This is a genomic window from Roseateles sp. P5_D6 (genome assembly GCF_054049415.1).
On record NZ_JBFUMK010000005.1, the window covers coordinates 24,909 to 49,047 of the forward strand.

General features: G+C 67.5%; 28 protein-coding genes. 12 read left to right on the plus strand and 16 right to left on the minus strand.

The window, feature by feature from the left end:
• The first annotated feature begins 51 nt into the window (after positions 1–51).
• The 4 genes from ACXJKM_RS07725 to ACXJKM_RS07740 all read left to right on the plus strand — a co-directional run bounded on the left by ACXJKM_RS07725 (position 52) and on the right by ACXJKM_RS07740 (position 4,706).
• The gene (locus tag ACXJKM_RS07725; protein WP_457351415.1) at positions 52–447 is read left to right on the plus strand and encodes a DUF2946 family protein; all 396 of its coding nucleotides are present in this window, start codon (positions 52–54) and stop codon (positions 445–447) included.
• 84 nt (positions 448–531) lie between these two features.
• Positions 532–2,907, plus strand: coding sequence for a TonB-dependent receptor (locus ACXJKM_RS07730; protein ID WP_457351417.1), 2,376 nt, complete (start codon positions 532–534; stop codon positions 2,905–2,907).
• The gene (locus ACXJKM_RS07735) at positions 2,904–3,431 is read left to right on the plus strand and encodes a YcnI family copper-binding membrane protein (protein ID WP_457351419.1); all 528 of its coding nucleotides are present in this window, start codon (positions 2,904–2,906) and stop codon (positions 3,429–3,431) included. The genes ACXJKM_RS07730 and ACXJKM_RS07735 overlap by 4 nt, the downstream gene beginning before the upstream one ends.
• Before the next feature lie 396 nt (positions 3,432–3,827).
• Complete coding sequence (locus ACXJKM_RS07740; RefSeq protein WP_457351421.1) at positions 3,828–4,706, plus strand: hypothetical protein; 879 nt, start codon at positions 3,828–3,830, stop codon at positions 4,704–4,706.
• An 83-nt stretch (positions 4,707–4,789) separates the two neighbouring features.
• Here the strand turns inward: ACXJKM_RS07740 and ACXJKM_RS07745 are convergent, their stop codons facing one another.
• Positions 4,790–5,236: a hypothetical protein gene (locus ACXJKM_RS07745; RefSeq protein WP_457351423.1), complete on the minus strand. Its 447-nt coding sequence runs from the start codon at positions 5,234–5,236 to the stop codon at positions 4,790–4,792.
• Between the two features lie 292 nt (positions 5,237–5,528).
• On the opposite strand from ACXJKM_RS07745, the gene ACXJKM_RS07750 reads away from it, so the two are divergent.
• The gene (locus ACXJKM_RS07750; protein WP_457325904.1) at positions 5,529–6,209 is read left to right on the plus strand and encodes a hemerythrin domain-containing protein; all 681 of its coding nucleotides are present in this window, start codon (positions 5,529–5,531) and stop codon (positions 6,207–6,209) included.
• Here ACXJKM_RS07750 and ACXJKM_RS07755 read toward each other — a convergent pair.
• A complete protein-coding gene (locus ACXJKM_RS07755) occupies positions 6,176–8,803 on the minus strand; it encodes a LuxR C-terminal-related transcriptional regulator (protein WP_457351425.1) in 2,628 nt (875 codons plus the stop codon). The genes ACXJKM_RS07750 and ACXJKM_RS07755 overlap by 34 nt on opposite strands.
• A 117-nt stretch (positions 8,804–8,920) precedes the next feature.
• Here ACXJKM_RS07755 and ACXJKM_RS07760 point away from each other — a divergent pair, with 117 nt between their 5' ends.
• Positions 8,921–9,751 carry a PEP-CTERM sorting domain-containing protein gene (locus ACXJKM_RS07760; RefSeq protein ID WP_457351427.1) on the plus strand — a complete coding sequence of 277 codons (831 nt, stop codon included), beginning with the start codon at positions 8,921–8,923 and terminating at the stop codon, positions 9,749–9,751.
• A 43-nt stretch (positions 9,752–9,794) separates the two neighbouring features.
• Here ACXJKM_RS07760 and ACXJKM_RS07765 read toward each other — a convergent pair whose 3' ends face one another.
• The 6 genes from ACXJKM_RS07765 to ACXJKM_RS07790 form a co-directional block, all read right to left on the minus strand.
• On the minus strand, positions 9,795–10,241 hold the full coding sequence (locus ACXJKM_RS07765) for a GNAT family N-acetyltransferase (RefSeq protein WP_457351429.1): 447 nt from the start codon (positions 10,239–10,241) through the stop codon (positions 9,795–9,797).
• A gap of 5 nt (positions 10,242–10,246) precedes the next feature.
• On the minus strand, positions 10,247–10,816 hold the full coding sequence (locus ACXJKM_RS07770) for a dihydrofolate reductase family protein (RefSeq protein ID WP_457351431.1): 570 nt from the start codon (positions 10,814–10,816) through the stop codon (positions 10,247–10,249).
• Positions 10,817–10,944: 128 nt separating this feature from the next.
• Positions 10,945–11,244, minus strand: coding sequence for a BrnA antitoxin family protein (locus tag ACXJKM_RS07775; RefSeq protein ID WP_457351432.1), 300 nt, complete (start codon positions 11,242–11,244; stop codon positions 10,945–10,947).
• Positions 11,228–11,491: a BrnT family toxin gene (locus ACXJKM_RS07780; protein ID WP_457351434.1), complete on the minus strand. Its 264-nt coding sequence runs from the start codon at positions 11,489–11,491 to the stop codon at positions 11,228–11,230. The genes ACXJKM_RS07775 and ACXJKM_RS07780 overlap by 17 nt, the downstream gene beginning before the upstream one ends.
• Positions 11,492–11,620: 129 nt before the next feature.
• Positions 11,621–11,956, minus strand: coding sequence for a hypothetical protein (locus tag ACXJKM_RS07785; RefSeq protein ID WP_056192781.1), 336 nt, complete (start codon positions 11,954–11,956; stop codon positions 11,621–11,623).
• Between the two features lie 447 nt (positions 11,957–12,403).
• Entirely contained in the window at positions 12,404–12,625 is a 222-nt protein-coding gene (locus ACXJKM_RS07790; protein ID WP_457351436.1) for a hypothetical protein, read from the minus strand.
• 227 nt (positions 12,626–12,852) lie between these two features.
• On the opposite strand from ACXJKM_RS07790, the gene ACXJKM_RS07795 reads away from it, so the two are divergent.
• The 3 genes from ACXJKM_RS07795 to ACXJKM_RS07805 are packed head-to-tail and all read left to right on the plus strand — an operon-like array spanning position 12,853 to position 13,513.
• Positions 12,853–13,107: a tyrosine-type recombinase/integrase gene (locus ACXJKM_RS07795; protein ID WP_457351438.1), complete on the plus strand. Its 255-nt coding sequence runs from the start codon at positions 12,853–12,855 to the stop codon at positions 13,105–13,107.
• On the plus strand, positions 13,083–13,286 hold the full coding sequence (locus ACXJKM_RS07800; protein ID WP_457351440.1) for a tyrosine-type recombinase/integrase: 204 nt from the start codon (positions 13,083–13,085) through the stop codon (positions 13,284–13,286). Before ACXJKM_RS07795 ends, ACXJKM_RS07800 begins: the two co-directional genes overlap by 25 nt.
• Positions 13,283–13,513 carry a DUF6429 family protein gene (locus ACXJKM_RS07805; protein WP_056192786.1) on the plus strand — a complete coding sequence of 77 codons (231 nt, stop codon included), beginning with the start codon at positions 13,283–13,285 and terminating at the stop codon, positions 13,511–13,513. Before ACXJKM_RS07800 ends, ACXJKM_RS07805 begins: the two co-directional genes overlap by 4 nt.
• Before the next feature lie 41 nt (positions 13,514–13,554).
• On the opposite strand, the gene ACXJKM_RS07810 is transcribed toward ACXJKM_RS07805, so the two are convergent.
• The 3 genes from ACXJKM_RS07810 to ACXJKM_RS07820 all read right to left on the minus strand — a co-directional run bounded on the left by ACXJKM_RS07810 (position 13,555) and on the right by ACXJKM_RS07820 (position 16,123).
• On the minus strand, positions 13,555–14,793 hold the full coding sequence (locus ACXJKM_RS07810) for a class I SAM-dependent methyltransferase (protein ID WP_457351442.1): 1,239 nt from the start codon (positions 14,791–14,793) through the stop codon (positions 13,555–13,557).
• A gap of 12 nt (positions 14,794–14,805) precedes the next feature.
• Entirely contained in the window at positions 14,806–15,333 is a 528-nt protein-coding gene (locus tag ACXJKM_RS07815) for a PEP-CTERM sorting domain-containing protein (protein ID WP_457351444.1), read from the minus strand.
• Positions 15,334–15,451: 118 nt separating this feature from the next.
• Positions 15,452–16,123 (minus strand): histidine phosphatase family protein, encoded by a 672-nt coding sequence (locus ACXJKM_RS07820; protein WP_056193121.1) that lies wholly within the window; start codon positions 16,121–16,123, stop codon positions 15,452–15,454.
• A gap of 52 nt (positions 16,124–16,175) precedes the next feature.
• Here ACXJKM_RS07820 and ACXJKM_RS07825 point away from each other — a divergent pair, with 52 nt between their 5' ends.
• Genes ACXJKM_RS07825 through ACXJKM_RS07835 form a run of 3 tightly spaced genes read left to right on the plus strand, consistent with a single transcriptional unit; the run spans position 16,176 to position 18,562 of the window.
• The gene (locus tag ACXJKM_RS07825; protein ID WP_162247735.1) at positions 16,176–16,622 is read left to right on the plus strand and encodes a GNAT family N-acetyltransferase; all 447 of its coding nucleotides are present in this window, start codon (positions 16,176–16,178) and stop codon (positions 16,620–16,622) included.
• Complete coding sequence (locus ACXJKM_RS07830; RefSeq protein ID WP_457323575.1) at positions 16,615–17,274, plus strand: alpha/beta hydrolase; 660 nt, start codon at positions 16,615–16,617, stop codon at positions 17,272–17,274. The genes ACXJKM_RS07825 and ACXJKM_RS07830 overlap by 8 nt, the downstream gene beginning before the upstream one ends.
• A gap of 58 nt (positions 17,275–17,332) precedes the next feature.
• Entirely contained in the window at positions 17,333–18,562 is a 1,230-nt protein-coding gene (locus ACXJKM_RS07835) for a hypothetical protein (protein WP_457351446.1), read from the plus strand.
• On the opposite strand, the gene ACXJKM_RS07840 is transcribed toward ACXJKM_RS07835, so the two are convergent.
• The 5 genes from ACXJKM_RS07840 to ACXJKM_RS07860 all read right to left on the minus strand — a co-directional run bounded on the left by ACXJKM_RS07840 (position 18,559) and on the right by ACXJKM_RS07860 (position 23,960).
• Positions 18,559–18,984 carry a GNAT family N-acetyltransferase gene (locus ACXJKM_RS07840; RefSeq protein ID WP_235531819.1) on the minus strand — a complete coding sequence of 142 codons (426 nt, stop codon included), beginning with the start codon at positions 18,982–18,984 and terminating at the stop codon, positions 18,559–18,561. The genes ACXJKM_RS07835 and ACXJKM_RS07840 overlap by 4 nt on opposite strands.
• 163 nt (positions 18,985–19,147) lie before the next feature.
• Entirely contained in the window at positions 19,148–21,277 is a 2,130-nt protein-coding gene (locus ACXJKM_RS07845; RefSeq protein WP_457351448.1) for a prolyl oligopeptidase family serine peptidase, read from the minus strand.
• A 100-nt stretch (positions 21,278–21,377) separates the two neighbouring features.
• Positions 21,378–22,607, minus strand: a complete 1,230-nt coding sequence (gene argJ / locus ACXJKM_RS07850) for a bifunctional glutamate N-acetyltransferase/amino-acid acetyltransferase ArgJ (RefSeq protein WP_457351450.1) — start codon at positions 22,605–22,607, stop codon at positions 21,378–21,380.
• Between the two features lie 90 nt (positions 22,608–22,697).
• Positions 22,698–23,390, minus strand: a complete 693-nt coding sequence (locus tag ACXJKM_RS07855) for a PEP-CTERM sorting domain-containing protein (RefSeq protein ID WP_457351452.1) — start codon at positions 23,388–23,390, stop codon at positions 22,698–22,700.
• 39 nt (positions 23,391–23,429) lie between these two features.
• Positions 23,430–23,960 (minus strand): PEP-CTERM sorting domain-containing protein, encoded by a 531-nt coding sequence (locus ACXJKM_RS07860; protein WP_157281139.1) that lies wholly within the window; start codon positions 23,958–23,960, stop codon positions 23,430–23,432.
• Positions 23,961–24,139 lie beyond the last annotated feature (179 nt).

Below are 24,139 nucleotides of genomic sequence, written 5' to 3' on the forward strand. Positions count from 1 at the left end.
GAAGACATCGGCCCACAGGCGGCACAATCCGGGCGACGCCTCACCCACGCCATGACGCCCGCTCGCCACGCCCGCCGCCACCCCCGCGCCTTTGCCGCGTGGTTGCTGGCCGTGCTTGTGCTGGGCCTGTTGGCGCCGGGCATCAGCGCGGCAATGGCACATGCGCGGGGTGACTTCTCCGCCTGGCAGGACATCTGCCGCGCATCCAACACCGCGGGCAAGGCCGCCGAGCCCAAGCCCATCGAAAAGGCGTTGGACGTGCTGGCCCACGGCCATTGCGCCGCCTGCCACATCGCCGCGGCCGACTTCGCGCCGCCGCCAGTGGTGCATGCCATTGCGCTGCGCACGGAACTGGGCTTCGAGGCGCCGGAGCGCTTCTGGACGGCCCCCGTCACCGCCCACGCCTGGCGCCCCGCCAGCGCACGCGCGCCACCCGGGCTGATCTGAGTCCAACGCCGCCGCGGCCTTGCAGGCCCGGCGTTTTGCCGTCCTCTGCTGTGGGCGACGGCGCGACCCAGATCCAGCCCTTCCATGAAGAAATCCACCCTTGCGCGCGCGGCCGCCGCTTGCGTCGTCCTGTCCGTGTGGCCAGCCGCGCAGGCCTGTGACGACTGCGACGACGCCTCATCTCCGGCCCAAGTTGCCGCCGCAGACCCCGACACGCCGACGCCGCGCAACAAGCTCGACCTCGTCCGCGTGCAGGGTGTTGCACCCAGCTCCCTGCCCACCAACATCCCAACGACTCGAGAAACCGTCACGCGCGAAGACATTGCGCGCAGCATCAACGCGACCGACTCGGAAGACGCGCTGAAGTACCTGCCCAGCCTGCTGATGCGCAAGCGCTACATCGGCGACTACAACCACGCCATTCTGTCCAGCCGCGCCTCGGGCACCGGCAACAGCGCACGCTCGGCCGTCTATGCCGACGGCATCCTGCTGTCCAACTACCTGGGCAACGGCGTCGGCGGCTTGAGCTTCCCGCCGCGCTGGGGCCTGGTGACCCCCGAGGAGATCGAGCGCGTCGACGTCATGTACGGGCCCTTCTCGGCCGCCTACCCCGGCAACTCGGCCGGCGCCGTCGTCGACTACGTGACGCGCATGCCGACCCAGTTCGAGGTCCATGCCAAGCTGGGCTATGTGTCCCAGCCCTTCGAGCTCTACGGCGCCAAGGCCAACTACCGCGCCCGGCAGGGCAGCGCCTCGGTAGGCGACCGCGCCGGCGACCTCAGCTGGTGGCTCAACGTGAACCGCACCGACAGCGACGGCCAGCCGCTGACCTTCGCCAACCGCCTGGCCAGCACGGGCACCGTGGTCACCAACGGCACCCCGGTGACGGGCGCCGTGCTGCTGCCCAACAGCAATGGCCAGCCCTGGTATCTGCTGGGCTCGGCCACGCAATACAGCACCCGGCAGGACCACGTGAAGATCAAGCTGGCTTATGAGCTCAGCCCCACGCTGCGCGCCAGCTATGTGATGGGCGTCTGGCACAACGATTCAGACGGCAATTCAGAGAGCTGGCTGCGCGACGCGAGCGGCAAGCCCGTCTATTCGGGGCCTGTCGTCATCGATGGCAAGCAGCTCACCGCGCCGACTGGTGGCGACTTCCCGTTGACGCGCGAGCAGCTGCTGCACGTCATGCACGGCCTGTCGGTCAAGAGCCGCGGCGGCGGTGAATGGGACTGGGAGGCCGCGGCCAGCCTTTACGACTACCGCAAGGACGACAAGCGCCAGAACACCGCCGGCAACCCACAGCCGGGCGCTCGGACGGGCGGCGCGGGCACGCTGGCCGACGGCAGCGGCACCGGCTGGAACACCCTCGCCCTCAAGGGCATCTGGCGCCCCGCGGGGACCGCCCATGTCGTGGACCTGGGCCTGCAGCAGGACAGCTACCGGCTCAGCTACCTGACGTCCAACATCGCCGGCAACTACCTCGCTGACGGCCCCGGCGCGATGGCCGCCAATGTCCAGGGCAAAACCCGCCTGCAGGCCGCCTATGCACAGGACGCCTGGCTGCTGGCGCCCGACTGGAAGGCCGTGCTGGGCCTGCGCGCTGAAGCCTGGCAGGCCCACGACGGACGCACGGACTTCTCGGCCACGGCCGGCCAGGCCTATGCCGCGCGCAACGACAGCTTCCTGTCACCCAAGGCGGCCCTGTCCTGGCAGGCCACGGCCGACACCGTGCTCAAGGCCTCCGTCGGCCGGGCCGTTCGCATGCCCACCGTGGCCGAGCTGTATGGCGCCACGTCGACGACGAACTCGGCGTACATCAACGACCCCAACCTCAAGCCCGAGAAGTCCTGGACGGCCGAGCTGAGCGCTGAAGCCACCTGGGGACCGCTGCAGTCGCGCCTCACGCTGTTCGCCGAGACGACCCGCGATTCGCTGTACTCGCAGGCCCTCTTCGACCCGGCGGCCAACAGGAACATCAGCCGCGTGCAGAACATCGACAAGATAGGCACGACCGGCCTGGAGGCCACGCTCGCCGCCAACGACTGGCTGCTCAAGGGCCTGGACCTGTCGGCCAGCGCGACCTACACCGACTCCAGGATCAAGGCCAACAGCGGCTTTGTCGCAACGCCGGGCGACACCCTGGGGCGTTGGCAGCCCAACATCCCGCGCTGGCGCGCCACCGCCCTGGCAGCCTGGCGCTTCGACGAGCACTGGAGCGCCAACCTCGCGGCCCGCTACAGCGGCCGCCAGTACCGCACACTCAACAATGCCGACGTGAACGGCTTTGCCTACATGGGCGTCAGCAAGTATGCGACGGCCGATCTGCGCGTGCTGTGGAAGATTGACCGCCAGTGGAGCGCCGCCGTCGGCATCGACAACCTGAACAACTATCAATACTGGAACTTCCACCCCTACCCGCAACGCAGCTACTCGGCCGAGCTGAAATTCGATCTATGAAGACATACCTCACCGCCACTCTGCTTGCCGTCGCCGGCACCGCCCAGGCCCACATCACGCTGGAGCAGCCCGAGGCCCCGGCCGGCAGCAGCTACCGCGCCGTCTTCAAGGTCGGGCACGGCTGCGAGGGCGGCGCGGCGACGAAGGAAATCGTCGTCACCCTGCCTGAGGGCTTGCGCGGCGCCAAGCCCATGCCCAAAGCCGGCTGGACGCTGACTACCAAGCAGCGGCCGCTGAAAGTCCCCTACGACAGCCATGGCAAGGCCGTCACCGACGAACTGGCCGAGGCACGCTGGGTGGCCAATGGCGAGGCCAACTATGTGCAGGACGCCTGGTACGACGAGTTCGTGCTGCGTGTGTCCCTGCCAGCCGAGCCGGGCGAACTGGCCTTTGCCGTGCGCCAGGTCTGCACCCAGGGCGAGTGGAACTGGGCCGAGCTGCCGAGCGCCGCCAACCCCAAGCCGCGCGCACCGGCCGTCAGGTTGAAGGTGCTGCCCGCCCGTACCGAGGCTCACAGTCACTGAGCCGAAAAAGCCCGGTCGACCCCGGCTGATCGCGGCTTTGTTTTCAGATCGCTGCGCCGATGATTCAGCCCGTCACCAGTGCATGGCCCCCGGCAACGTTGCGGCCCCTGGCGAGGCGGCACGCGAGCCGCCCGCGACCATGAAAGCACGAGATTCGGGCCCGACTGCGTCACCTCCTGGTGTCGCCCTGCCAGGCCACCTGCGCTGTGATCCACGCCGCAGCCCCACGCCCCTCCGGGGTGCGTCCCGGGCGGCGTGAAGCGCTCTTTCGCCCCGAACGGCCTTGGCCGCTCGGGGCTTTACTTTGCCTGCATGCAAACGCCACTCGGCGTGCGCGGCGGCCTTCTGGGAACTGACCGGTAGCATCGCCACCTGTTGCACCAGCAGGAGTTCTTCATGACAGTGCTCGCTCGATTCTGCGCGGCACTGTGGTTTGCGGCGGCGGTGCAGGCTGCGGCAGCCGTCGAGGTCGTGCGCATTCCGCGCCCCGAGGTTCGGGAAGACCGCCGGTCGGTCTACGCCGATCAATTGCTGGCGCTGGCGTTGGCGCGCTGCGGCACCGAGTACCGGATCGAGCATGCGGGTGTCACCATGAACCAGGAGCGCCAGGTCCTTGAGCTGGAGGCGGGGCGCATGATCGACGTGGCGCCCATTCCCGCCTCGCCCGAGCGCGAAGCCCGCCTGCTGGCGATCCGCATCCCCGTCAATCGCGGCATGCTCGGTTGGCGGGTTGGCCTCATCCGGCGCGGAGATCAGGCACGCTTTGGGTCGCTCAACTCACTGCAGCAGCTTCAGCAACTGCGGGTAGGCCAAGGCCAGAGCTGGCCGGACACCGAGATCCTGCGTGCCAACGGCATTCCGGTCGTGGCTGGCTCGGCCTATCTGGCGCTCTTCAACATGCTGCAGGGGGAACGATTCGACTACTTTCCCCGTGGGTTGACCGAGGTCTGGGATGAACTGGAGGAGCGCTCGGACCGCTTCGAGGTGGAGTCGCACGTGGTGCTGCACTACCCCTATGACGCCTACTTCATGGTGAACCGCAAGGCCACGAAGCTTGCCGCCGACATCGAGCGCGGACTGAACCAGGCGATGGCCGATGGCAGCTTTGACAAGCTCTTTGAGCGCTACTTCGGCGAAAGGTTACGCCGTGCGCGCCTGCATGAGCGCGTGGTGATCGATCTCACCAATCCGCTGCTCACGCCCGGCACCGCCACGCCTGCCGAACGTCCGGAGCTCTGGTACGACTTCCGGCGCTGGCCGGCGAAGGCGAAGTAGGCAACGACGCCCTCACGCCGACAAGGCAATTTGCCTTTGAGACGCAAGCAGGCCGCCCACGCGCCCAGCCCGGGTGCGCTGCCTCAGCGCATCGCGACGATGCCGCCCTCGGCCGACGGCGCCAGCAGGAACAAGCCAGCCTCGCTGCGTTCGCCGCTGCGCACCTGCACGTCCACCAGGCAGGCCTGGCCGACGTCGGTGGCACGTAGCAGGCGCGTCTTGCGCTGCTGCGGCGAGCGGCCCAGCCTGTCGATCAACTCACGATAGACCGCCTGGCGGCCGGCATCGCCAGCGGCGCCCAGGCTGCCGTCCATCGTGAACTGGGCCGTCAGGCCCCAGGCGTCGCTGGCATTCCAGCGGGCATCGAAATCGTCCAGCCGCCGCTGCAGGGCGACCTTGTCGTCGCAGGGCGACGCGGCGGCATGGGCTTCGGCGGGCAAAGACAGCACACCCGCAGCCACGAGGCCCAGAGCGGTGACGAGCGCCCAGCTCAGGCTGAGTGGGGCAGAAGAGGAATCAAAACGCTTCATGAGGATCTCCTGGAAAAGGATCAACGGGACAGAGACACGCTCGATGCGCCCGGGGCAGCTCGGCGCGCGCCGCCGGTGCGGCAGTGCTGAGCAGAAGGACGCGGTCGAGGCGTTGCATGGATTGCACTTTGCCGAGCAGGCCGGGCCCTGCCATCGCCCCGAAGAGCCATCGCAGCGGGCCATGGTCACGGCCCATCGGGCATGGCCCGTCAGGGCGATGGCAGCGCGCGCGCCGGCCGGAACACTGCGGCGCATCCGGCCCCATCACGCCGGCTCAAACGGAGCCTCCACCATGACCACCCTCCCCCCGCGCCTGGACCTCTACGCCCATATCCACAAGGCTTTGCGCCTGTTCATGAGCGACACACTGCAGCAGCTGAGCCGCCTCGATGTCGACGACCCGCTCGAGCTGGCCACCAGTCTGGGCCAGCTCGACGCGTTGCTGGATGCCGCCCGGCACCATCTCGACAAGGAGAACGAGTTCGTCCACCCCGCCATCGAAGCCCGCCGCGCGGGGGCCAGCGCGGCCATCGAGGTCGAGCACGAGGAGCACCTGGACGCCATCGCCGGCCTGCGCGCCGAGTCCGCCGCGCTGCGCGCCATGCCGTCAGCGAGCGCCGCCCAGCGCCTGTACCGCCGCTTCGCGGCCTTCGTGGCCCACAACCTCGAGCACATGGGCGTGGAGGAGAGCCGCCACAACCTGGCGCTGTGGGCCGCCTACAGCGACGCCGAACTGCTCGACATCCACCACCGCCTCCTGGCCAGCATCGGCCCGCGCGAGATGAGCGAGACGCTGCGCTGGATGATCCCGGCCTTGACGCCGGCTGAGCGCGCCCTTGTCATCGGCAGCCTGCCGCCGCCGGTTCAGGCGCCGGTGCTGGCCTCGGCGCGCGCGCTGCTCAACGACACGGCCTGGGCCAAGCTGTGCCGGGCGCTGGGTCAGGCCAGCGTGCCGGGCCTGGTGGCCATCTGACGCTGGTTCCACCACGCGGCCGCCTCGCCGCGTGAGTTCAGGCCCAGCTTGTCGAGGATGTTGGCCACATGCCGCTTGACGGTGTGGGGGCTCAGGTCCAGCGCGCGGGCGATGTGCTTGTTGCTGGCGCCGGCGGCGATCTGGGCGATGACTTCGGCTTCGCGCTGCGAGAGCCGGTCGTCCCCGGAAACGGCGGCGGCTTCGACCACCACCCGCGTGGCCGGCCGCACGGCTTCGGCCCAGCCGCGCAGCCGGGCGAGGTCGACCGGGTCGAGCAGGTCGCCCCAGTCCTCGGCCGCCATCTGCAGCAGCTTCGGCACGGCCCAAAGCAGGCCGCCGGGCTCGCGCCGGGCCAGCGCCGGCGCCAGTGCCCGGGCCGCGCCGCCACGGTCGCCGCCCTCCAGCAGCAGCGCGGCCAGACGCAGGCGCGCCTCGGCCAGCTGGCCGAGCAGGTCGCCGCCTTCGCCGTCCGCCAGCAGACCGCGCCAGGCGGCGATGGCTTCGTCGCGCCGGCCCTGCAGCGCGGCGAGCTGGGCCTGCAGGCCCAGCAGCGGCCGTGGCCGGTGCGGCATGACGAGGTCGGGCAGGTCCGCACCGATGCGCACCAGACACTCCAGGCCCTCGGCCAGCGCCTCAAGGTTGCCGATGGCGGCCGCCATGCGCGACATGGCAAAGGTCGCATGCCAAGCGCCCCAGGCACCATAGCCCGGCACATGCTCGGCCAGGCGCAGCCGCATCAGGGCCAGGGCCTCGTCATGGCGGCCGGCGATCAGGTCGAACATCGCATGCAGGGCCTGGCCCTGGTTGCGCGCGATGACGATGCGACCCAACCAGGCTGCATCGGCTTCGGCATGAGCCAGCATCTGCCGGGATTCGGCCAGGCGGCCCTGCCAGAACAGGTTCCAGGCCTGGGACGTGTGCGCGTTGACGCCGAAGGGCAGCGACCGGTTGCCCAGCACCTGCATCGCGCCACGGTACCAGCGGTCGGCCACCGGCGACATGCCGACGCAGCTGATCTGGCGCGGCGACGGCGAGCAGATGTACCAGCTCTCCAGCGTGGTCGTGTTCAGCAGCTCGGTGACAAGGGCGTCGAACAGCGGCGCAACGGCATCGAAGCGGCAGCTTTCCATCGCATGCCAGGTACGGCCCAGCAGCGTCACGCGGCGCAGCTCGCCGCTCAGCGCAAACGGGTCGAGGTCGCGCAGCAGGGCTTCAGCCTCCTGGAGGCGGCCCTGCGCGATCAGCAGGATGCTGCGATGGCCGCGCGCGGCGAGCAGACCGGCCTCGTCGCCGCGCGCGTCGAACAGCGCCTCGGCGCGGCTCTGATGCCATTCGGCCTGCTGGGCCTCCCACAGCACCCACAGCGCCAGCGCCTTGACGCGGTGCAGTTCCGGGCTGGACTCGGCAAAGGCAGGGTCGAAGCGCCGGGTCAGGTCCAGCAGGCCCTGGGCGCCGAGCTGGTTCATCAGCAAGGCGCCGTCTGCCAGCAGCAGCTCGGCAGCGCGCTCGGGGCGGCCCGCGGCCAGCAACAGGCTCTGCCGGCGCACCGCGTCCGTCTCCAGCATCGCGGCGCGCTCCAGCTGCTGGCGGTAGACCTCGGGCTGCTCCTGGCGCAGGCGCTGTTGCAGCATGTCGCGCAAGAGCTGGTGCAGGCGCAGCGTGTGGGGCGCCAGGTCGACGACGGTCACGAAGAGCGAGAGGCGCTCCATATCGGCCAGCCAGCCGGCTGCGTGGGCGTCCTCTCCCAGCGCCTGGCAGCGCGCGGCGTCCAGTTCGTGCAGCACGCTGGTGCGCAGCAGGAAGCCGCGCAGGCCGGGTTCGAGGCGGTCCAGCACTTCGGCGGCGAGGTAGTCGAAGGTGGCGCGGTCGATGGCTGCGGGCAGGCGCTGTTGTCCCGCGCCCAAAGCCAGGCGCAGGCCGGCGGGCCAGCCCTGGCAGCGCTCGTAGAGCCCCGCCGCAGCGGTTTCGTCCAGGCCCGCGGCCTGGGCCAGTTGCTCGACCTCGCCGCGCGCCAGCGCCAGCTCGATGGGGCCGAGGTCAGCCAGCTCGCCAGCGGCCCGCAGCCGCGCCAGGCGCAGCGCGGGCTCGTGGCGGGCGGCCAGTACCAGGCGCCAGCGCTCGCCCATGCGGGCCAGCCAGCGGTCCAGGAACTGCAACGCAGCCGGGTCGACGAGATGGTGGGCGTCGTCCAGCACGATCAGGCCATGCTCGACCTCGCAGGCCTCCAGCGCATTCAGCATCGCATCGGCCACGGTAACGATCTCGGTGCCGCCGCGCAGCGCCGCGTCTCGCAGGCCCTCGGGCGCCGTGCGCCAGGGTGGGTCATAGGGCTCGAAGGCGGCGAACAGGCAGTCCAGCAGGCGGCCGAGGTCGTCGCCTTCGTCCAGGGCCACCCAGGCAATGGCCGTGTCGGCGCCCGCATCGGCCAGGGCCTGGGTCAGCAACGACGTCTTGCCATAGCCGGCAGGCGCGCAGATCAACAGCACGCGGTGGGCATCCAGCACGCGCTGCACGTCGGCCAGCAGGGCCGGGCGTGGCAGCAGCAGGCCGGCACGCGGGCGCGGCGCACGGGTCTTGGTGTGGGCGAGAGCCATGGGCGCGGATGCTAGTTCACAGACCCCGGGCTTGAGGGGGTGAGATGGCTCCATCGGCTAACGATTGCCTAACGGTCGCTCTCCAGACTGGCGCACAACCTGATCGGAGACCCCACCATGAAGCTTGCCCGACTGCTGCTGCCCCTGACCCTTGCCGCCAGCCTTGGCGCCCATGCCCAGCAGGGCGTGAGCCTGGCGACCGGATTCACCGATTTCACGACCTGGTCGCTGTACGGCAGCGCGACGGCGTCCAACATGACGCCGGGCAACGGCTTCACCTACAGCGACTTGATGCTGACGGCACCAGGTGTCGGCGGCCAGGGCGGCGCCGGCTTCGCGCCCAATGCCATCACGCTGGACTTCAACCAGGCCTTCGCTTTCGACTTCCACTTCTTCATCCCCGTCAGCCAGGGCCTGCGCGGCGATGGCCTCACCTTCACGCTGAGCGACACGGCCGGCGTCGGCGGCGCAGGCTCGGGCCTCGGCTATGACGGCCTGAGTCCGGCCAGCGTGTCCTTTGCCATCGACACCTTCCACTTCAACGGCGAGCCGGTGTCGCCCAGCCTGCAGATCCTGTCCGGCGGCTCAGTGGCGCCGCTGGCTGCTACCGAAACCGGCCTGGGCGACACCATCCGCGACCCTGACTTCCAGTGGTATGCCTCGGTGCAGTACACCCCCTCGGGGCTGAACGACAACGCCGGCATGCTGACCGGCACCATCGAGCACTTGAACCTCGGCATCTACACGGTCAGCGCCCAGGTCAGCTTTGACCAGCTCGGCCTCGTCGGCACACCGGTGTTCTACGGCTTCACGGCCGCCAATGGCCTGGCCACCGACGGCCACTTCATCACCTCGGCCGTGCCGGTGCCCGAGCCGGGCAGCGGGGCCCTGATCCTGGCCGGCTTGGCCTGTCTGGGCATGCTGGCCCGGCGCCGCCGCGCGCGTTGACGTGATGCCTGTCGCGGCCTGCCTGCGGGACGCCCCTTGACTGTCACGCCTCGGCCGCGACGTTGAAGACGCCAGCCTCGGACAAGCGAAACCCGCAACGGCTGTAGAACTCCCGCAGGTCAGGCTCGAAGTCGACGTGCACCCAGGTAACCCCGCGCCTCCTTGCTTGCTGCAGGGCGGCAAGAACCAACGCCGTTCCGATACCGTGCCGCCGGCAACTGGGATGAACCGTGGGGTCCAAGACAAACGCATGCGTCTTGCCGTCCCAGGCGACGTTGACGTAGCCGACAAGTTCGGCCCCCCGGTACGCGCAGACGTAAGCCATGCTGGAGCGCAAGACGGGCTGAAACGTCGTGGGGCGATGGTTTGCCCAAGACGCAGAAAACAACTCGTTCAGTTCCAGGTCACCCAGGGGTGGCGAGAGCTTGTATTCGATGGCTGGCGCTGAATTCATGGGAGCCGGTGGCTGGAACCCGTTGTCAGGCGTCATCCCACTCAGCGACGAACGCGGTAGCGGATGTGAGTGGCCTCCGGGGTGTCGATCACCCGGACAATCTCCAACTCCACGCGCGAAGGCAACATCTCGAACAACCGGCGACCACCACCGAGCAGGACCGGGATCTGGTGGATCTGCAACTCGTCCAGCACACCAGCCTCGAGCGCCCGTTGCGCCGTGTACGCGCCAAGCATCAGCACGATGCGATCCCCGGCGGCGGCCTTTGCCTGCGCCATTGCGCGCTCGATGCCGTCGGGCACGTAGGTCACCAACGGATAGTTCGCTACCGAAGGGCCCGGCGGCCGGTGGCTGGGCACGATGATCGGGACACCGTGGTTGTCACCGCCCCAGTGATCGACCTGCTCCACAGTCCGCCGCCCCGCCAGAATCGCGCCAGGTGAGTTCCACTGATCCCACAGTTGTCCGACCGCCCCAGATGGACGGGAGAAGTCCCCATACCACTCGTGCAACCGGTCGAATCCGTCGCCGCCGGGGTTGCCCACTTCGTCGTTCGGGCCAGCGATGTATCCGTCGAGTGACATAGACATGAAGAGCACCGATGTGGACATTTGGGGTCTCCTGTTCTTTCGAAGAATGGTCAGACGTACGCGATGCCGCTTGAGTGACGCCTGACGTTGAAGCTGAGCCGATAGCGGCGGCCTGCCGACGCGAGTCGGCTCGAGAGGCTGGTTCGGCCTCACGCTCGCCGCGAGTGACGCGCTACGTACTGCTGAAGCACACCGTCCATACGAGACTGCCACCCCTCGCCGGTTGACTTGAAATACGCCACGACTTCCGGGCTATAGCGGACGGACACCAACAGCTTCTTGTTCTCAGACTTAGGCCGACCACGTACAGCCTTCATCGGAACCATGGCTTGCAACTGCTTCGGAGTCAGGGGGTGCGCGTCCGGATCGGCCTTTGCGGCTGCCGTAATCGCTTTGTCTTCCGCCACCGTCGGCATGACGATGGCCGGGCGCTTAGAAACTTTGGACATAGTGCTTCACCTCGCGTCGGTTGGCTTTGCGCAAGCTGATGATCCTTCGCGTTTCGCCACGACCTACAAATGCCACGTAGTACAGGATCCCGGTATCCGGCGCTAACGCGATCATGCGCAGCTCGCTGTACTCGTACCGTTCATCAACCCACACCAGTGATGCATCCCAATCGAGTCCGGCGGCCAATGCCAGCGATAGCCCCGTGCTTCTCCAGATTGCTCGCGTCTTTGGCAGGGTCGAACTCAACTTGCACGCTTTAGTGTAGCTACATTAAATGCGGCCGCCAATCGCGGGGCATGGCGGCATTGGTGAGGCCGAACGTGCTAGCTCAGCGGGCGGCGAAGCCGTCCGCTGCAGTGAAGGGTTGAACGGCAACTATCTCGCACGGGGAACGCCTGTTGGCCTGTCATTGCAGCCTTCTCCGATGACCATCAAGTCAAGGAGCATGTAGAACTCGGCGGCCCTGGAAAGTCCTTTCTGTGTAGCCGGAACGTACTCGGCGCGACTCTCAATGGCTTTGGCAGCGGACAGAAGAGCGTCGAGCACCTGCTTTGAAATGACATGCTCGACCTTTATCAATTCGGCTTTCTCGCAGAGGTACGTCTTCAGCGCGGCAAATGCGTCGTCGTCGTAGGCATCCGCAGCGAGCAGCCGCCCAACTGACTTGCGGTGCAGTTCCTGCAGGTTTGAATCAAAGTCGCTGGCGGCCATTGCTGTATTGGGTTGCAGTTCAACGTCAAAGGTCAGCGGGCGGCGCAGCCGTCCGCTGCAATGACCAGTTAGACGGGAACCTATGGCTCATTTTGTTCCTTGATTCTGTGGATGTAGATCCAATACGCGCCATACCAGAACACTCCGGCCATAAAGAGATTGATTCCCAACGCGCTCCAAAACCCAACAGGGTCTTGAGCTAGCAGATGGACTACTTTGGATTTCCCGCCTGTCACGCGCCCTTCATAGACCGCTAGCGCCAAACCCGCCGAAAGCGCTATTGCGAATCCAACGACGGCCAAGCAGCACAACCAATTCATGAGCCTTTCAAAGCGCATCCAGTTCACCGTCTAACGTGAAAGTGAGCGGACGCCGAAGGCGGTCCGCTCCAATGGCAGGTTATGGATCACTGCGGAAGTAGCTGGCCGGCTCAGGATATTCATGTGGCTAGGCACGTAGCTTGATGAGGCCAATCGCGGCAGCCAAGAGTGCGAGCCCCAGAGCGACAACCGCAAGGCCTGCGATGACAGCCTCCTTCCCGCGAAGCCAACCATGTGTTTCGCGATCGTCTTCGCTGACGATTGGAATCTTCCTCGCCACGATAAACCGGCAACCGATGTAGATCGCGAGGAATCCACACAAGGTCAAGAAGGCGTTCTCAATGGTCATCTGAGCCATAACGTGTGCGCTCAGCGGGCGGCGAAGCCGCCCGCTGCAGCAAAAGGTTAGCAGTACCGCGCATCATGTTGATTTGAGACTGCACGACTGTACTTAGACTCGAACTCGGCTCGGCTTGCGGCTGACTCCCATAGGTCTGCAACGTACGCGAACTCCTTTTCGAACGGCTCTTCAAACGCGGGAACATCTGTGGCGTACTCGCAGTTGCGGCTGAGCAGATGCCCGACGCGCTCGCCCGCAAATACCCCAGGGCGGGTGCGAGCTGGGGCTGGTTCTGGGTCTTCCCGCAAGACCATCACGCCACGGACCCGCGCACCGGCGTGTTCCGCCGGCACCACCTTTATCACGAGACCTTCCAGCGTGCATTCAAACGGGCCGTCCAGGCCGCCGGCGTCGCCAAGCCCGCCACGCCTCACACGCTGCGCCATTGTTTTAGCTACGACATGACTTGGGTACAAGTCAGTCTTCACTGAACCTTCGGTTTGCCACCCACCTGCTGCAAGCCGGCAGCGACATCCGCACCGTGCAGGAACTCCTCGGCCACTCCGACGTGGCCACCACGATGATCTACACCCATGTGCTCAAGCTCGGCGGCGGTGCCGTGCGCTCGCCACTGGATGCACTGGCCATGGCTCGACAGGAGGCTTCATGAACCTGGACACCGAACGGATCGACGACGCCGTGCTGGCCTTGTTGCTACTGGGCCTGCATGACGGCCATCGGGCGTGGAAGTCCTTCGACTGGGATGCGATGGGCCGGCTGCACGAGAAGGGGTTGATCAGCGACCCGGTCGGCAAGGCGACGTCCGTGGCTCTCACCGATGAAGGCCTGCAGAGGGCGGAGGCCCTGCTGCAGTCGCTATTTGGCAAGGCGGGCTAAGCGGCTGAGGCCGCACTGCCGGAGCGGCGCAGGCCGATTCATCACCCCGCCAGCAACTGCTCCAACCGCTGCTCGCGCAGACCATAAAAGCGCTTGATCTCGGCAATCTGCGCCAGCAGCTCGGGCCGGCGCGCAGCCAATGCCTCGGCGGCCAGGCCCTGCGCCTTCACGGCCAGGATCATCTTGTTCTTGCTGGTGTGCTCCAGCGCGATGAACTCGAAGACCTGGGTGCGGTAACCCTGGCTCTCCAGCAGCAGGGCGCGCAGCGAGTCGGTCACCATCTCGGCCTCCTGACCGAGGTGGATGCCGTGCTGCAGCATGGGTCTCAGCACGGCGGGCAGCGTCATCTGCGGGCGCAGTTCCTTGTGGCAGCAGGGCGAGCTCATGATGACTTTGGCGCCGGACTGCAGGCCGACGTGCAGGGCATGGTCGGTGGCGATGTCGCACGCATGCAGCGCGATCATGACGTCCAGCGGCTGCACGGCTTGCGTGCGCACATCGCCCTGGTCGAAACGCAGGCCGGTCAGGCCCTCGTTGTCGATGATGGCACCGCACAACTTGACCATGTCGTCACGCAGCTCGATGCCCGTGACGCGGGGGCTGAGGCCGTGGGACTGCAGCCAGTCATGCACGGCGAAGGTCAGGTAGCCCTTGCCAGAGCCGAAGTCGGCCACCCGCACGGGGCCTTGCAGTTCGGCCTCGTCGACGGCCGAGGACAGGATCTCGACGAAGCGGTTGATCTGCTTCCACTTGCGCGCCATCGCCGGCACCAGCGCCGGCTCGCCCTTGACAAGGTGGGTCAGCCCCAGCGCCGACCACACGGGGTTGCCCATGTCCAGCGGGCGCTGCTTGGCCTTGTCGTGGGCAGCGGGAGCAACCGCTTCAGACCCATCGACGCGCGTCACCCGCAGCGTTTCGCGGCCCTTGCGGCTGACGGCGAACTGCACCTCTTCGGTCGCCGTGTGCAGATGGGCATTGCGAAAGCGCGCGCCCAGCAGCGTGGCGATCTCGGCCAGGCCCGCCTCGGGGGCGTGGTTCTTGGTGACGTCCTTGGTGCGGTGGCGCCAGAGAAAGCTCAAGGCCGGCTCACCGCGCAGTTCGACCAGGCGCACGGTGAGGCGCTCGACGTCCTCGTCATCACCCACGGGGCCGGACAGCAGCAACTTGCCAAACTGCCCGCCAGCCAGGGCCAGGCGGATGAGGCGCAAAAAGCGCTCGTGGGCCGGCGCGGTGGCGGCCGGCGGCGGCGTGATGAGGGACGTGAACAAGGGCGCGGCCATAGCCGCGCATTGTCAGTGAGCCCGTCGGCGCTGGCTCCACAGGCCGATGAAGCCCATGCCCGCCATCAGCAGTGCCAGGCTCTGCGGCTCCGGCACGGCGGCCGTGACCCGCAACGGCTCCCAGCTCATGGACACCAAGCCCAGGCGCTCGTCGGTGACGACGCCCGGGATCATGTAGCTGGGCCAGCCCTTGCTGTCGAAGCTGAAGAAGCGCACGCCCTCCTCGTTCTGGCTGAAGGCGGCCATGTGCGAGAGCGTGCCGCTGGAGAGTTCGAACTCCAGGCCGGCGCGTTCGCTGAAGCCGAGGTTGAAGGCCTGCACGGCGCGGTTGCCGGACCAGTTCAGCTCAAACTCGGTCAGCTCATAGGCATAGAGCCAGCCATTGCCGTCGAGGTCGCTGCCGGCGAAATGGCCGCTCAGCGTGGCACCATCGGCGTAGCCGGTCTGGTTGAAGCTGTAGCTCTGGGCCTGGGCCGGTTCAACGAAGGTGGCGGCCAGGCTGATCAGGGTGGCGAAGGCAAAAAGGCGGGGTGAAGACATGACGGAACTCCATCGGGGGTTGAGGAGTCGTCATGCTGCCGACCGGGTCGCACGGCCGCTTCGCCCAGGAGAGCCATGCCCAGTGCCGTCGGTATTGGCCCGTTTGGGGCCGGCGCGCTCAGGCGTGCGTGATGTGCGCCCGCATCTCCGCCGTATCCAGGTGCGGCAGCGTGTTGAACGTGACGAGGTGGTGGCGCTTCGGGTTGAAGGCAAACTCGGTGACAGCCGAGTTGCGGATGCGCAGGTTGAGTTCCACAAAAGTCTCGGGCGGCGTGGACAGCACCTGGGCCACGGCCGTGGCGATAGGCCCACCGCTGGAGACGATGAGCACCTGTTTGCCCACACCCAAAGCCAGCACGCGTGCCAGCGCATCGGCCACGCCGGCGGCGAAATCCGCGTGCGCCGGCATGCCCACCGGTGCCGTCTCGCCGCTCATCCAGGCCAGCAGGCCCTGGCGAAGCAGCCGGAAGTGGTGCTTGACGGCCTCGGGGGTCGTCGGGGCATCGATGGGGCCGGGGTGGATGGCGCGCACGACGGCCTCGCTGTCGTACTCGTTCAGCCCCGGCAGTGCGACGGCGGGCAGATCCTCACCGTAGCCCTCGACGATGCCCGCCAGCGACTGCTTGTGCCGCCGCAGCGTGCCGGTGAACACGGCATCGAAGCGCTGGCCGCGTTCGCGCCAGTAAGCGCCGAGATGGCGGCATTGCTCATGGCCCTTGGCGCTGAGCTGGTCATAGTCGGCCGCACCAAAGCTGGCCTGACCGTGGCGGACGAGATAAAGGCTTCCCATGAACGTGATCATGAACGGCAAGGGCAGCGCCCGCTGTCGCGACAATGACGCCATGACACTTCGAATCGCCACGCGCGACGACACTGCCGAGATCTGGCGCGTGCGCTATGCCGTCACCGAGAACAAGCTGACCCCGGGCCGCATCTCGGATGCCGAACTGCATGTCTATCTGGAAGATTTCGGCCGTGGCTGGGTTGTCGAACTGGAGCCCGGGCGCATTGCGGGCTTTGCCATCGGCGACGCCCGCGACGGCCACATCTGGGCGATGTTCGTGGACCCGGCGTTGCATGGGCAGGGCTACGGCCGCCAGTTGCACGACGTGATGGTGAACTGGCTGTTCGCCCAGGGCCACGGGCGCCTGGACCTGGGCACCCAGCCCGATTCGCGCGCCGAGGCCTTCTACCGTCGAGCCGGCTGGACGCCGACCGACGAAGGCCTGGACGACTACGGCGACAAACGCTTTGAACTTCGCATCGAGAACTGGAACCCCCATGCTTGAAACCCATGTCGTCGAGACCGGCCCCAATCCCGGCACGACGCTGATCGTGCTGCACGGCCTGGGGGCCGACGGCCATGACTTCGTGCCCATCTGCGGCGAGCTGGACCTGAAAAGCCTCGGCGCCGTGCGCTTCGTGTTCCCGCATGCCCCCGAGCGGCCCGTCACGATCAACGGCGGCTATGTGATGCGGGCCTGGTACGACATCCTCGGCGCCGACCTCGTCAAGCGCGAGGACGAGGCCGGCCTGCGCGAGTCGCAGCGGCAGATTGCCGAACTCATAGACAGCGAGCGCCAACGCGGCGTGGCAGCGAACCGCATCGTCCTCGTCGGCTTCTCGCAGGGCTGCGCAATGGCGCTGATGACGGCGCTGCGCTACCCCGAGCGCCTGGGCGGCGCCGTCGGCTTGTCGGGTTATCTGCCGCTGGCTGCGACGACGGCCACCGAGCGCTCGGCGGCGAACGCCGACCTGCCCATCTTCATGGGCCATGGCAGCCAGGACACCATCGTCGTGCCCGCCCGCGGCACGGCCAGCCGCGACGCTCTGCGAACTCTGGGCCATGAGGTCGAATGGCATGACTACCCCATGCCGCACTCGGTCTGCATGGAGGAGATCGAAGACCTGAACGCCTGGCTGCTGAAGCAACTGGCTTGAATTCGGGGGCTTGTTTCCATCACCGACGGATGGGCTCGTCGGGGAAGATCAAGTAGTCATGGAGCGCCTGGCCGAACAGATCGTTGACTGGCACAACCGCCACCCGCTTGCGCGGCGCATCGCCGTGGGCGATGTGCACACCGTGGGCGTGGTGGCCCTGCCCTTTGTGCGCGCCTCCGCCGAGGCGGGCGGCCTGGTCGAGCCCGTGCTGACCGATGTGGTCAGCGCCTTCGACGCATTGCATGGCTCGCCCCCTCTGTCACGCTGGGCGGCATGGAAGCAGCGCCTGACGCATCTGCCGCGCCTGATCGCCCGGCGCCCGCGCACGCAGTGGCGCGCCTTCAGCGAGAAATTCCTGCCCGGCCTGAGCCCGGCCCAGGTCGAGCGCTTTGCGCTGGCCCATGGCTTTGCCGAGCCGCCGGCCACCCCCGACAGCCGGCCCTGGCGCGTCATCGTCATCGACGAGACCCTGGCCAGCTCCCACGGCGGCTGGCCTTTCGAGCTCTATGTGATGACGGCGGGCGTCGATGTGGGCAGCGCCCGCACCCGCGTGCTGGCCGGCCGCGGCATCCCTTCGGAAATCATTGGCCGCCGGCTGTGGGACCCGATCCGCCTGGGCGCAGCGGGTGCCGTCCTGGCGGTCCTGATCGCCGTGGGTGCCTGGATGCTGTGGCCCCAACGCGCGGCCGAGCCGGCCGCTGCGCCGCCCCCGACGGCAGCGTCGGCGGCATCAGCGCCGGCCCTGCCTGTCTCCGCCTCAGCCGCTTCTGCGCCCGCCTCCGCTCCAGAGTCGGCCGTTGCGGCCGCTTCGGCCGCTCAAGCGCCCGCCAGCGAGGCTGCAAGCGACGCGCCACCGCCCGATATTCGCCCCCGCCTCGTGGAGCGCACCGACGGCATCAAGCGCCCGCCGATCCTGCGCTCGGACAAGCCCGCCGAGGCGCCTGCGGAAAAGCCGGGCGAAAAGACGGTCGACAAGCCCGAGCCTGCCGCCAGCAAGCCCGAGCCCGTCGACCCACGCCTGGCTCGCCTGGCCCAGTCATCGGACAAGGTCGTCGTCGCCCTCGTCGGCCCGCCGGGCAGCAAGGCCGAGGCCGAGGCGCTGCTGGGGAAGATGAAGGCGGGCCTGGTCGGCGTGCACGGCAACCCCGACGCGCTGCAGGCCGATGTCATCCAGACGCCCGAGGGCTGGCGCGCAACGGTCTGGCCTTTCCCGAGCAGGGAGCAGGCCCAGCTGATCAACGCGACGCTGGTGGCGCGCGGCCTCAAGACCAAGGCCGTGAACTTCTAGGACCGGCGTATGACGAAGGCGCGCTTGTCGCCGCTGTCAAAGCCGCAGCGCTCGTAGAAGGCCCACACGGCGGGGTCCTTGCGGCTGGTTGTCAACACGACCTTGTAGGCACCTGCGCCCCAGGCTTGATCAATCGCATGCCGGACGACGGCCTGGCCATGCCCCTGGCCGCGATGGTCCGCATGGGTGACGACGTTCTCGATGACGCCATAGCTGCTGCCGCCGCGCGTCAGGTTGGGGATGACGGCGAGGTTGCAGCTGGCGATGAGCGTCTCACCGTCAAAAAGCCCGAAATGGCGCAGCCACGGATGTGCGAACACGGCGTGTACCGCCTCTTGCGAAGGCGGCGCATCGCCGGCGTTCAGATGCTGATAGAGATCAAGCAGAGCGTCGACATCGCCGACGCCCAGGTCACGGATCACCACAGCACTGCTCATCGCCCTGCGGGCCGAGCGCTGGGCCGCTCCCGAGCCGGCCCGCGCTGGCGATGTGCTTGCGGCTCGACGCCGCAAGCATCGCCGTCACCTCGGGGGACCGGCTGGACTCGCCCGCGTTCAGCGGCGCGAGGCCGGACGAGGGGTCTCATTATTTGACTTCCAACTTCATCGTGTTGGCAATGAAAGCCAGGATGTCGCTGCGCTCCTCGATGATCTTGGATGTCGGCTTGCCCGCGCCGTGGCCGGCGTTGACCTCGATGCGGATCAGCTTCGGAGCCGCACCCGTGTCGGCGGCCTGCAGCGTGGCGGCGTACTTGAAGCTGTGCGCCGGCACGACGCGGTCGTCATGGTCGCCGGTCGTGATCAGCACGGCCGGGTACTTGGCGCCGCTCTTGATGGTGTGCACCGGCGAGTAGGCGCGCAGCGCGTTGAACATCTCCGGGCTGTCGGCGCTGGTGCCGTAGTCGGTAGCCCAGGCCCAGCCGATGGTGAAGTTCTGGTAGCGCAGCATGTCCATCACGCCGACCTGCGGCACGGCGACCGCGAACAGGTCGGGGCGCTGGTTGGTGACCGCGCCGACCAGCAGGCCGCCGTTGCTGCCACCGTTGATGGCCAGCGTCGCGGGGCTGGCGACCTTGTGGCTGATCAACCATTCGCCGGCGGCGATGAAGTCGTCGAAGACGTTCTGCTTCTTCAGCTTGGTGCCGGCCTCGTGCCAGGCCGAGCCGTATTCGCCACCGCCGCGGATGGAGGCAATGACGTAGACGCCGCCCATCCTCATCCAGGTCGCGGCCGTCACGCCATAGCCCGGGGTGATGGAGATGTCGAAGCCGCCATAGCCGTAGAGCAGGGTCGGGTTGCTGCCGTCGAACTTCAGGCCCTTCCTCGCGGCGATGAAGATGGGGAAGCGGGTGCCGTCCTTGCTGGTGACGAATTCGCGGCGGGTCTCGAACTCATCGGGGTTGAAGGCCGTCTTGGGACGCTTGAACAGGCTGATCTTGCCGGTCTTGACGTCGTAGCGATGGATCTCGGCCGGGGTGGTCAGGCTGGTGTAGCTGAAGAAGGTTTCCCTGTCGCTCCAGCGCCCGCCGAAGCCGCCAGCCGTGCCGATGCCGGGCAGCTTGACCTCGCTGAGCTGCTTGCCGTCGGCGCCATGCACGCGCACGAGGGTCGCAGCGTCATGCAGATAGCTCAACAGGAAACGGCCGCCGACGGCAGAGGCTGCCGTCATCGCATCCGGGCCCTCGGGCACCAGCGTCTTCCAATTGGCCTGCGCCGGGTTCTTCAGGTCGACAGCGACGAGCTTGCCGCGCGGGGCGCCCTTGTCGGTCTTGACGATCAGCTTGCCGTTGACGGCGGCGACAGGGGTGTACTGGGCGTCGAAGTCCAGCGTGATGGGCTGGGGCTTGCCGCCGGCAAAAGCCCCCTTGGGCAGGGGCAGCACCATCAGGCCGTTCTTGCTGCCGGCGCTCTTCCAGACGCTGATGACCAGCAGTTGGCCGTCGTCCGACACCTCGGTGCCAAAGCCCCACTCCTTGTCGTCGCGGTTCTCGGCGACGAGCAGGTCCTCGCTCTGGGCCGTGCCGAGGCGGTGGTAATAGAGCTTCTGGAAGTAGTTGGCGCCCTTGAGCTTGTCGCCTTCCTTGGGCGCGTCATAGCGGGCGTAGAAGAAGCCCTTGCCATCGGCCGTCCAGGCGGCGCCGCTGAACTTGACCCATTCGATGGTGTCGGCGAGATCCTGTCCGGTGGCCAGGTCACGCACCTTCCAGGTCTGCCAGTCGGAGCCGGCACCGGCGATGCCATAGGCCAGCAACTTGCCGTCGCGCGAGGGCACGACGCCGCTCAGTGCCACGGTGCCGTCCTTGGACAGCAGGTTGGGGTCCAGCGCCACGACCGGCGTGTCGGCCAGGGACTTGGCCGTGTAGAGGACGTTCTGCTGCTGCAGGCCGTCGTTGCGGGTCCAGAAATAGCGGCCGCCTTCGCTGAAGGGGATGCCGAAGCGCTCGAAGTTGTAGAGCTCGGTGTAGATGCGGCGCGCCGGCAGGCGCTGCGGCATGGCGGCCAGGAACTTGTCGGTGACCTCGTTCTGCTGGACGACCCAGGCCTTGGTCTCGGCGCTGTTGTCGTCCTCCAGCCAGCGGTAGGGGTCGGCGACAGCCGTGTCGTGATAGGCGTCGACCTGGTCGACCTTGCGCGTGGCGGGATAGCTGAGGCCCTGGGCCTGGGCGCTGGTGGCGAGAACGGCTGCGAGGGTGATGGCAGACAAGGTGAGCTTCATCGAGCGGTGTCCGGGATGTGTTCCGTGAAGCCGCGGATTGTCAGCGCCGCCCGCAGGCGGCGCCGATCGTCATGCGATGAAGCCCTGACAGCAATAACCCTCAGCTTCGATAGTCCGCGTTGATGCTGACGTAGTCGTGGCTGAGGTCGCAGGTCCAGACGGTGGCGCTGGCCGAACCGCGGTTCAGGCCGACGCGGATGGTGATCTCGGACTGCTTCATGACGCGCTGGCCGTCTTCCTCGCGATAGGTCGTCAGGCGCCCGCCCTGGCGCACCACGGCAACGTCATCCAGGTCCAGGTCGATCAGGCCCTGGTCCAGGTCGCCAATGCCGGCATAGCCGACGGCCGCCAGGATGCGGCCGAGGTTCGGGTCGCTGGCAAAGAAGGCCGTCTTGACCAGCGGCGAGTGGGCGATGGCATAGGCCGCCAGCCTGCACTCGGCCTCGTCACGGCCGCCTTCGACGGTGATGGCAATGAACTTGGTCGCGCCCTCGCCGTCGCGCACGATGGCCTGCGCGAGTTCCTGGGCCAGCGCGATCAGCGCCTCGCGCAACGTCTTGGCCTCGGCGCTGTCCAGCGACGTGATCTCGGCATGCGCCGCGCGGCGCGACGCAATCAGCATGAAGCAGTCGTTGGTGGAGGTGTCGCCGTCGATGGTGATGCGGTTGAAGGAGGCGTCGGCCGCTTCTTTCACCAGCGGCTGCAGCAGGGCCGGGGCGACGTTGGCGTCGGTGGCGACGAAGCCCAGCATGGTGGCCATGTTCGGCCGGATCATGCCGGCGCCCTTGGAGATGCCGGTCAGGGTGACGGGCACGCCGCCGATCTCGATGCGGCGTGAAGCGGCTTTAGGCAGGGTGTCCGTCGTCATGATGCCGGCGGCAGCCTCGGCCCAGTTGTCGGCCTTCAGCGCGGCCAGCGCCGCGGGCAGGCCGGCCGTGATGCGGTCGACCGGCAGGGTCTCCATGATGACGCCGGTCGAGAAGGGCAGGATCTGCTCTGGCTGGCAGCCGATCAAGCCGGCCAGGGCCTGGCAGGTCTGGCGCGCACGGGCCAGTCCGTCGGCACCGGTGCCGGCATTGGCATTGCCGGTGTTGATCAGCAATGCGCGGATGGCCGAGCCGCCGGCCAGATGCTCGCGGCAAAGCTGCACGGGAGCGGCGCAGAAGCGGTTGGTCGTGAAGACGCCGGCGACCGCGGCGCCCTCTTCCAGCGCGATGACGCTGAGGTCCCGCCGGTTGGCCTTGCGCACGCCGGCCATGGTCACGCCAAGGCGCACGCCCGGCACGGGCAACAGGGAGGCGGGATCGGGGGCGGTGAGATTGACGGGCATGGCGCGCTCGGTTGGTGTCAGGGAAAGCGCGAGGATTCTAAGAAGTGAAAAAGGCTCCCGAGGGAGCCTTTGCAAGGAGCTGAAAGTGGATCAGCGCGGCAGGCGGCGGCGGGCCAGCAGACCGATGACGCCCAGGCCGCCCAGGAAGAGGGCATAGGTCTCGGGCTCGGGGACCGCGTTGACGGCGCTTGCGACGACGAGGTCCTGGTAGCTGGCGTTGCTGAGCTTGGTCAGGCTGTACAGCGCCGGACCCTCGTAGCTCTGAGCGGCGGCCAGGTAGTTGGTGGCCAGGGCCTGCACCGAATTGTTGATGCCATTTTGCTGGCCGGTGGCACCTTCCGTCTTCAGGAAAAAGCTGCCACTACCCTGGGCAACGCTGAGCGTGCCGCTGCTCTCGCGCATGATTTCCCAGACTGCGAGCTGGAAGGCGGCTTGCTGGTTGCCGGAGTGGACCGAAGCAAACTTGCTGGAGTACAGCGCCTGCAGCAGTGTGTCCTGGCTGCCACTGAAGCTGCCGACCGTGTAGGTCTTGAAGTTGGGCGTCACGCCGTCGCTCTTGAAGCTCAGCGCGAAGGACTGGGTCGGCTCGATGCAGTAGGCCAGGAAACTGCCGGTGGCGGCATCCGTGAAGTTCAGTCCACCGGTGACGTAGTTGGTCGTCAGCGAGGTGGTGAGCGCCGGATCGCCGGCATCACGGTCGACGAAGCGGATGCTGACGGTGTCGGCGGCGAATGCCGAAGCGCTCATCAGCAGGGCGGCGGCGAGGGTCAGAGGCTTGAACATGGTTGGACTGCTTTCGTGATTGGGGCGGCTGGACGCGGCTCAGCGAGCGCGGCGACGGGACAGGCTCATTCCGGCCAGGGCCACGGCCACCAGGGCCAGGGCGGTGGGCTCGGGCAACTCGGTGGTCGACGTGCTGCCTTCCAGCGTGGCGGTGTAGCCCTCGAAGCCCTTGGCGCTGAAGCCGGCGCCAAGGACGTGCAGCTGCCAGGCGCCCGCCGACAGCCATTGCTGGCCCAGAGTCCAGGTCTCGATGCCGAAGATGTCGTTGTCCACGTCGATGCCGGCGCCGACCGGCGTCAGCGCGACGGACGTGCCACCCTGGGTGAGGTAGGCCGAGGTGATGTCGACGCTGGCCTGGTCTTCGGCCGAGAACGTGATGACGCTGCCGCCCATCAGCGTCACACCGTTCAAGGTGAAACCGAAGATGTCGTTGAACTGCGCGGCACCTGCGCCGTTGGACATGATGGCGTCGTTGGAAAAGCTGAACGACACCGGCGTCACCGCTGCGGTCGCATTGCATGCAGCGGCAACAAGACTGAGGGCGGCGAGCGCTTTAGACAACGTTTTCATCACGTACTTTCAGGTTCTCTATTCGGGTCTACCCGGAGTTTCGCCGGGGAATGACTGCACTCTAGGGGGGTGAGAGCGGTCCGAGCACCCCTCATGCGCGTGGCGCAGGCGGCGGGATGTGCCCAAACGCACGCTTTTCCCCCCACATGGGTGGACTGCGCGGGGCGAGCCACCAATGA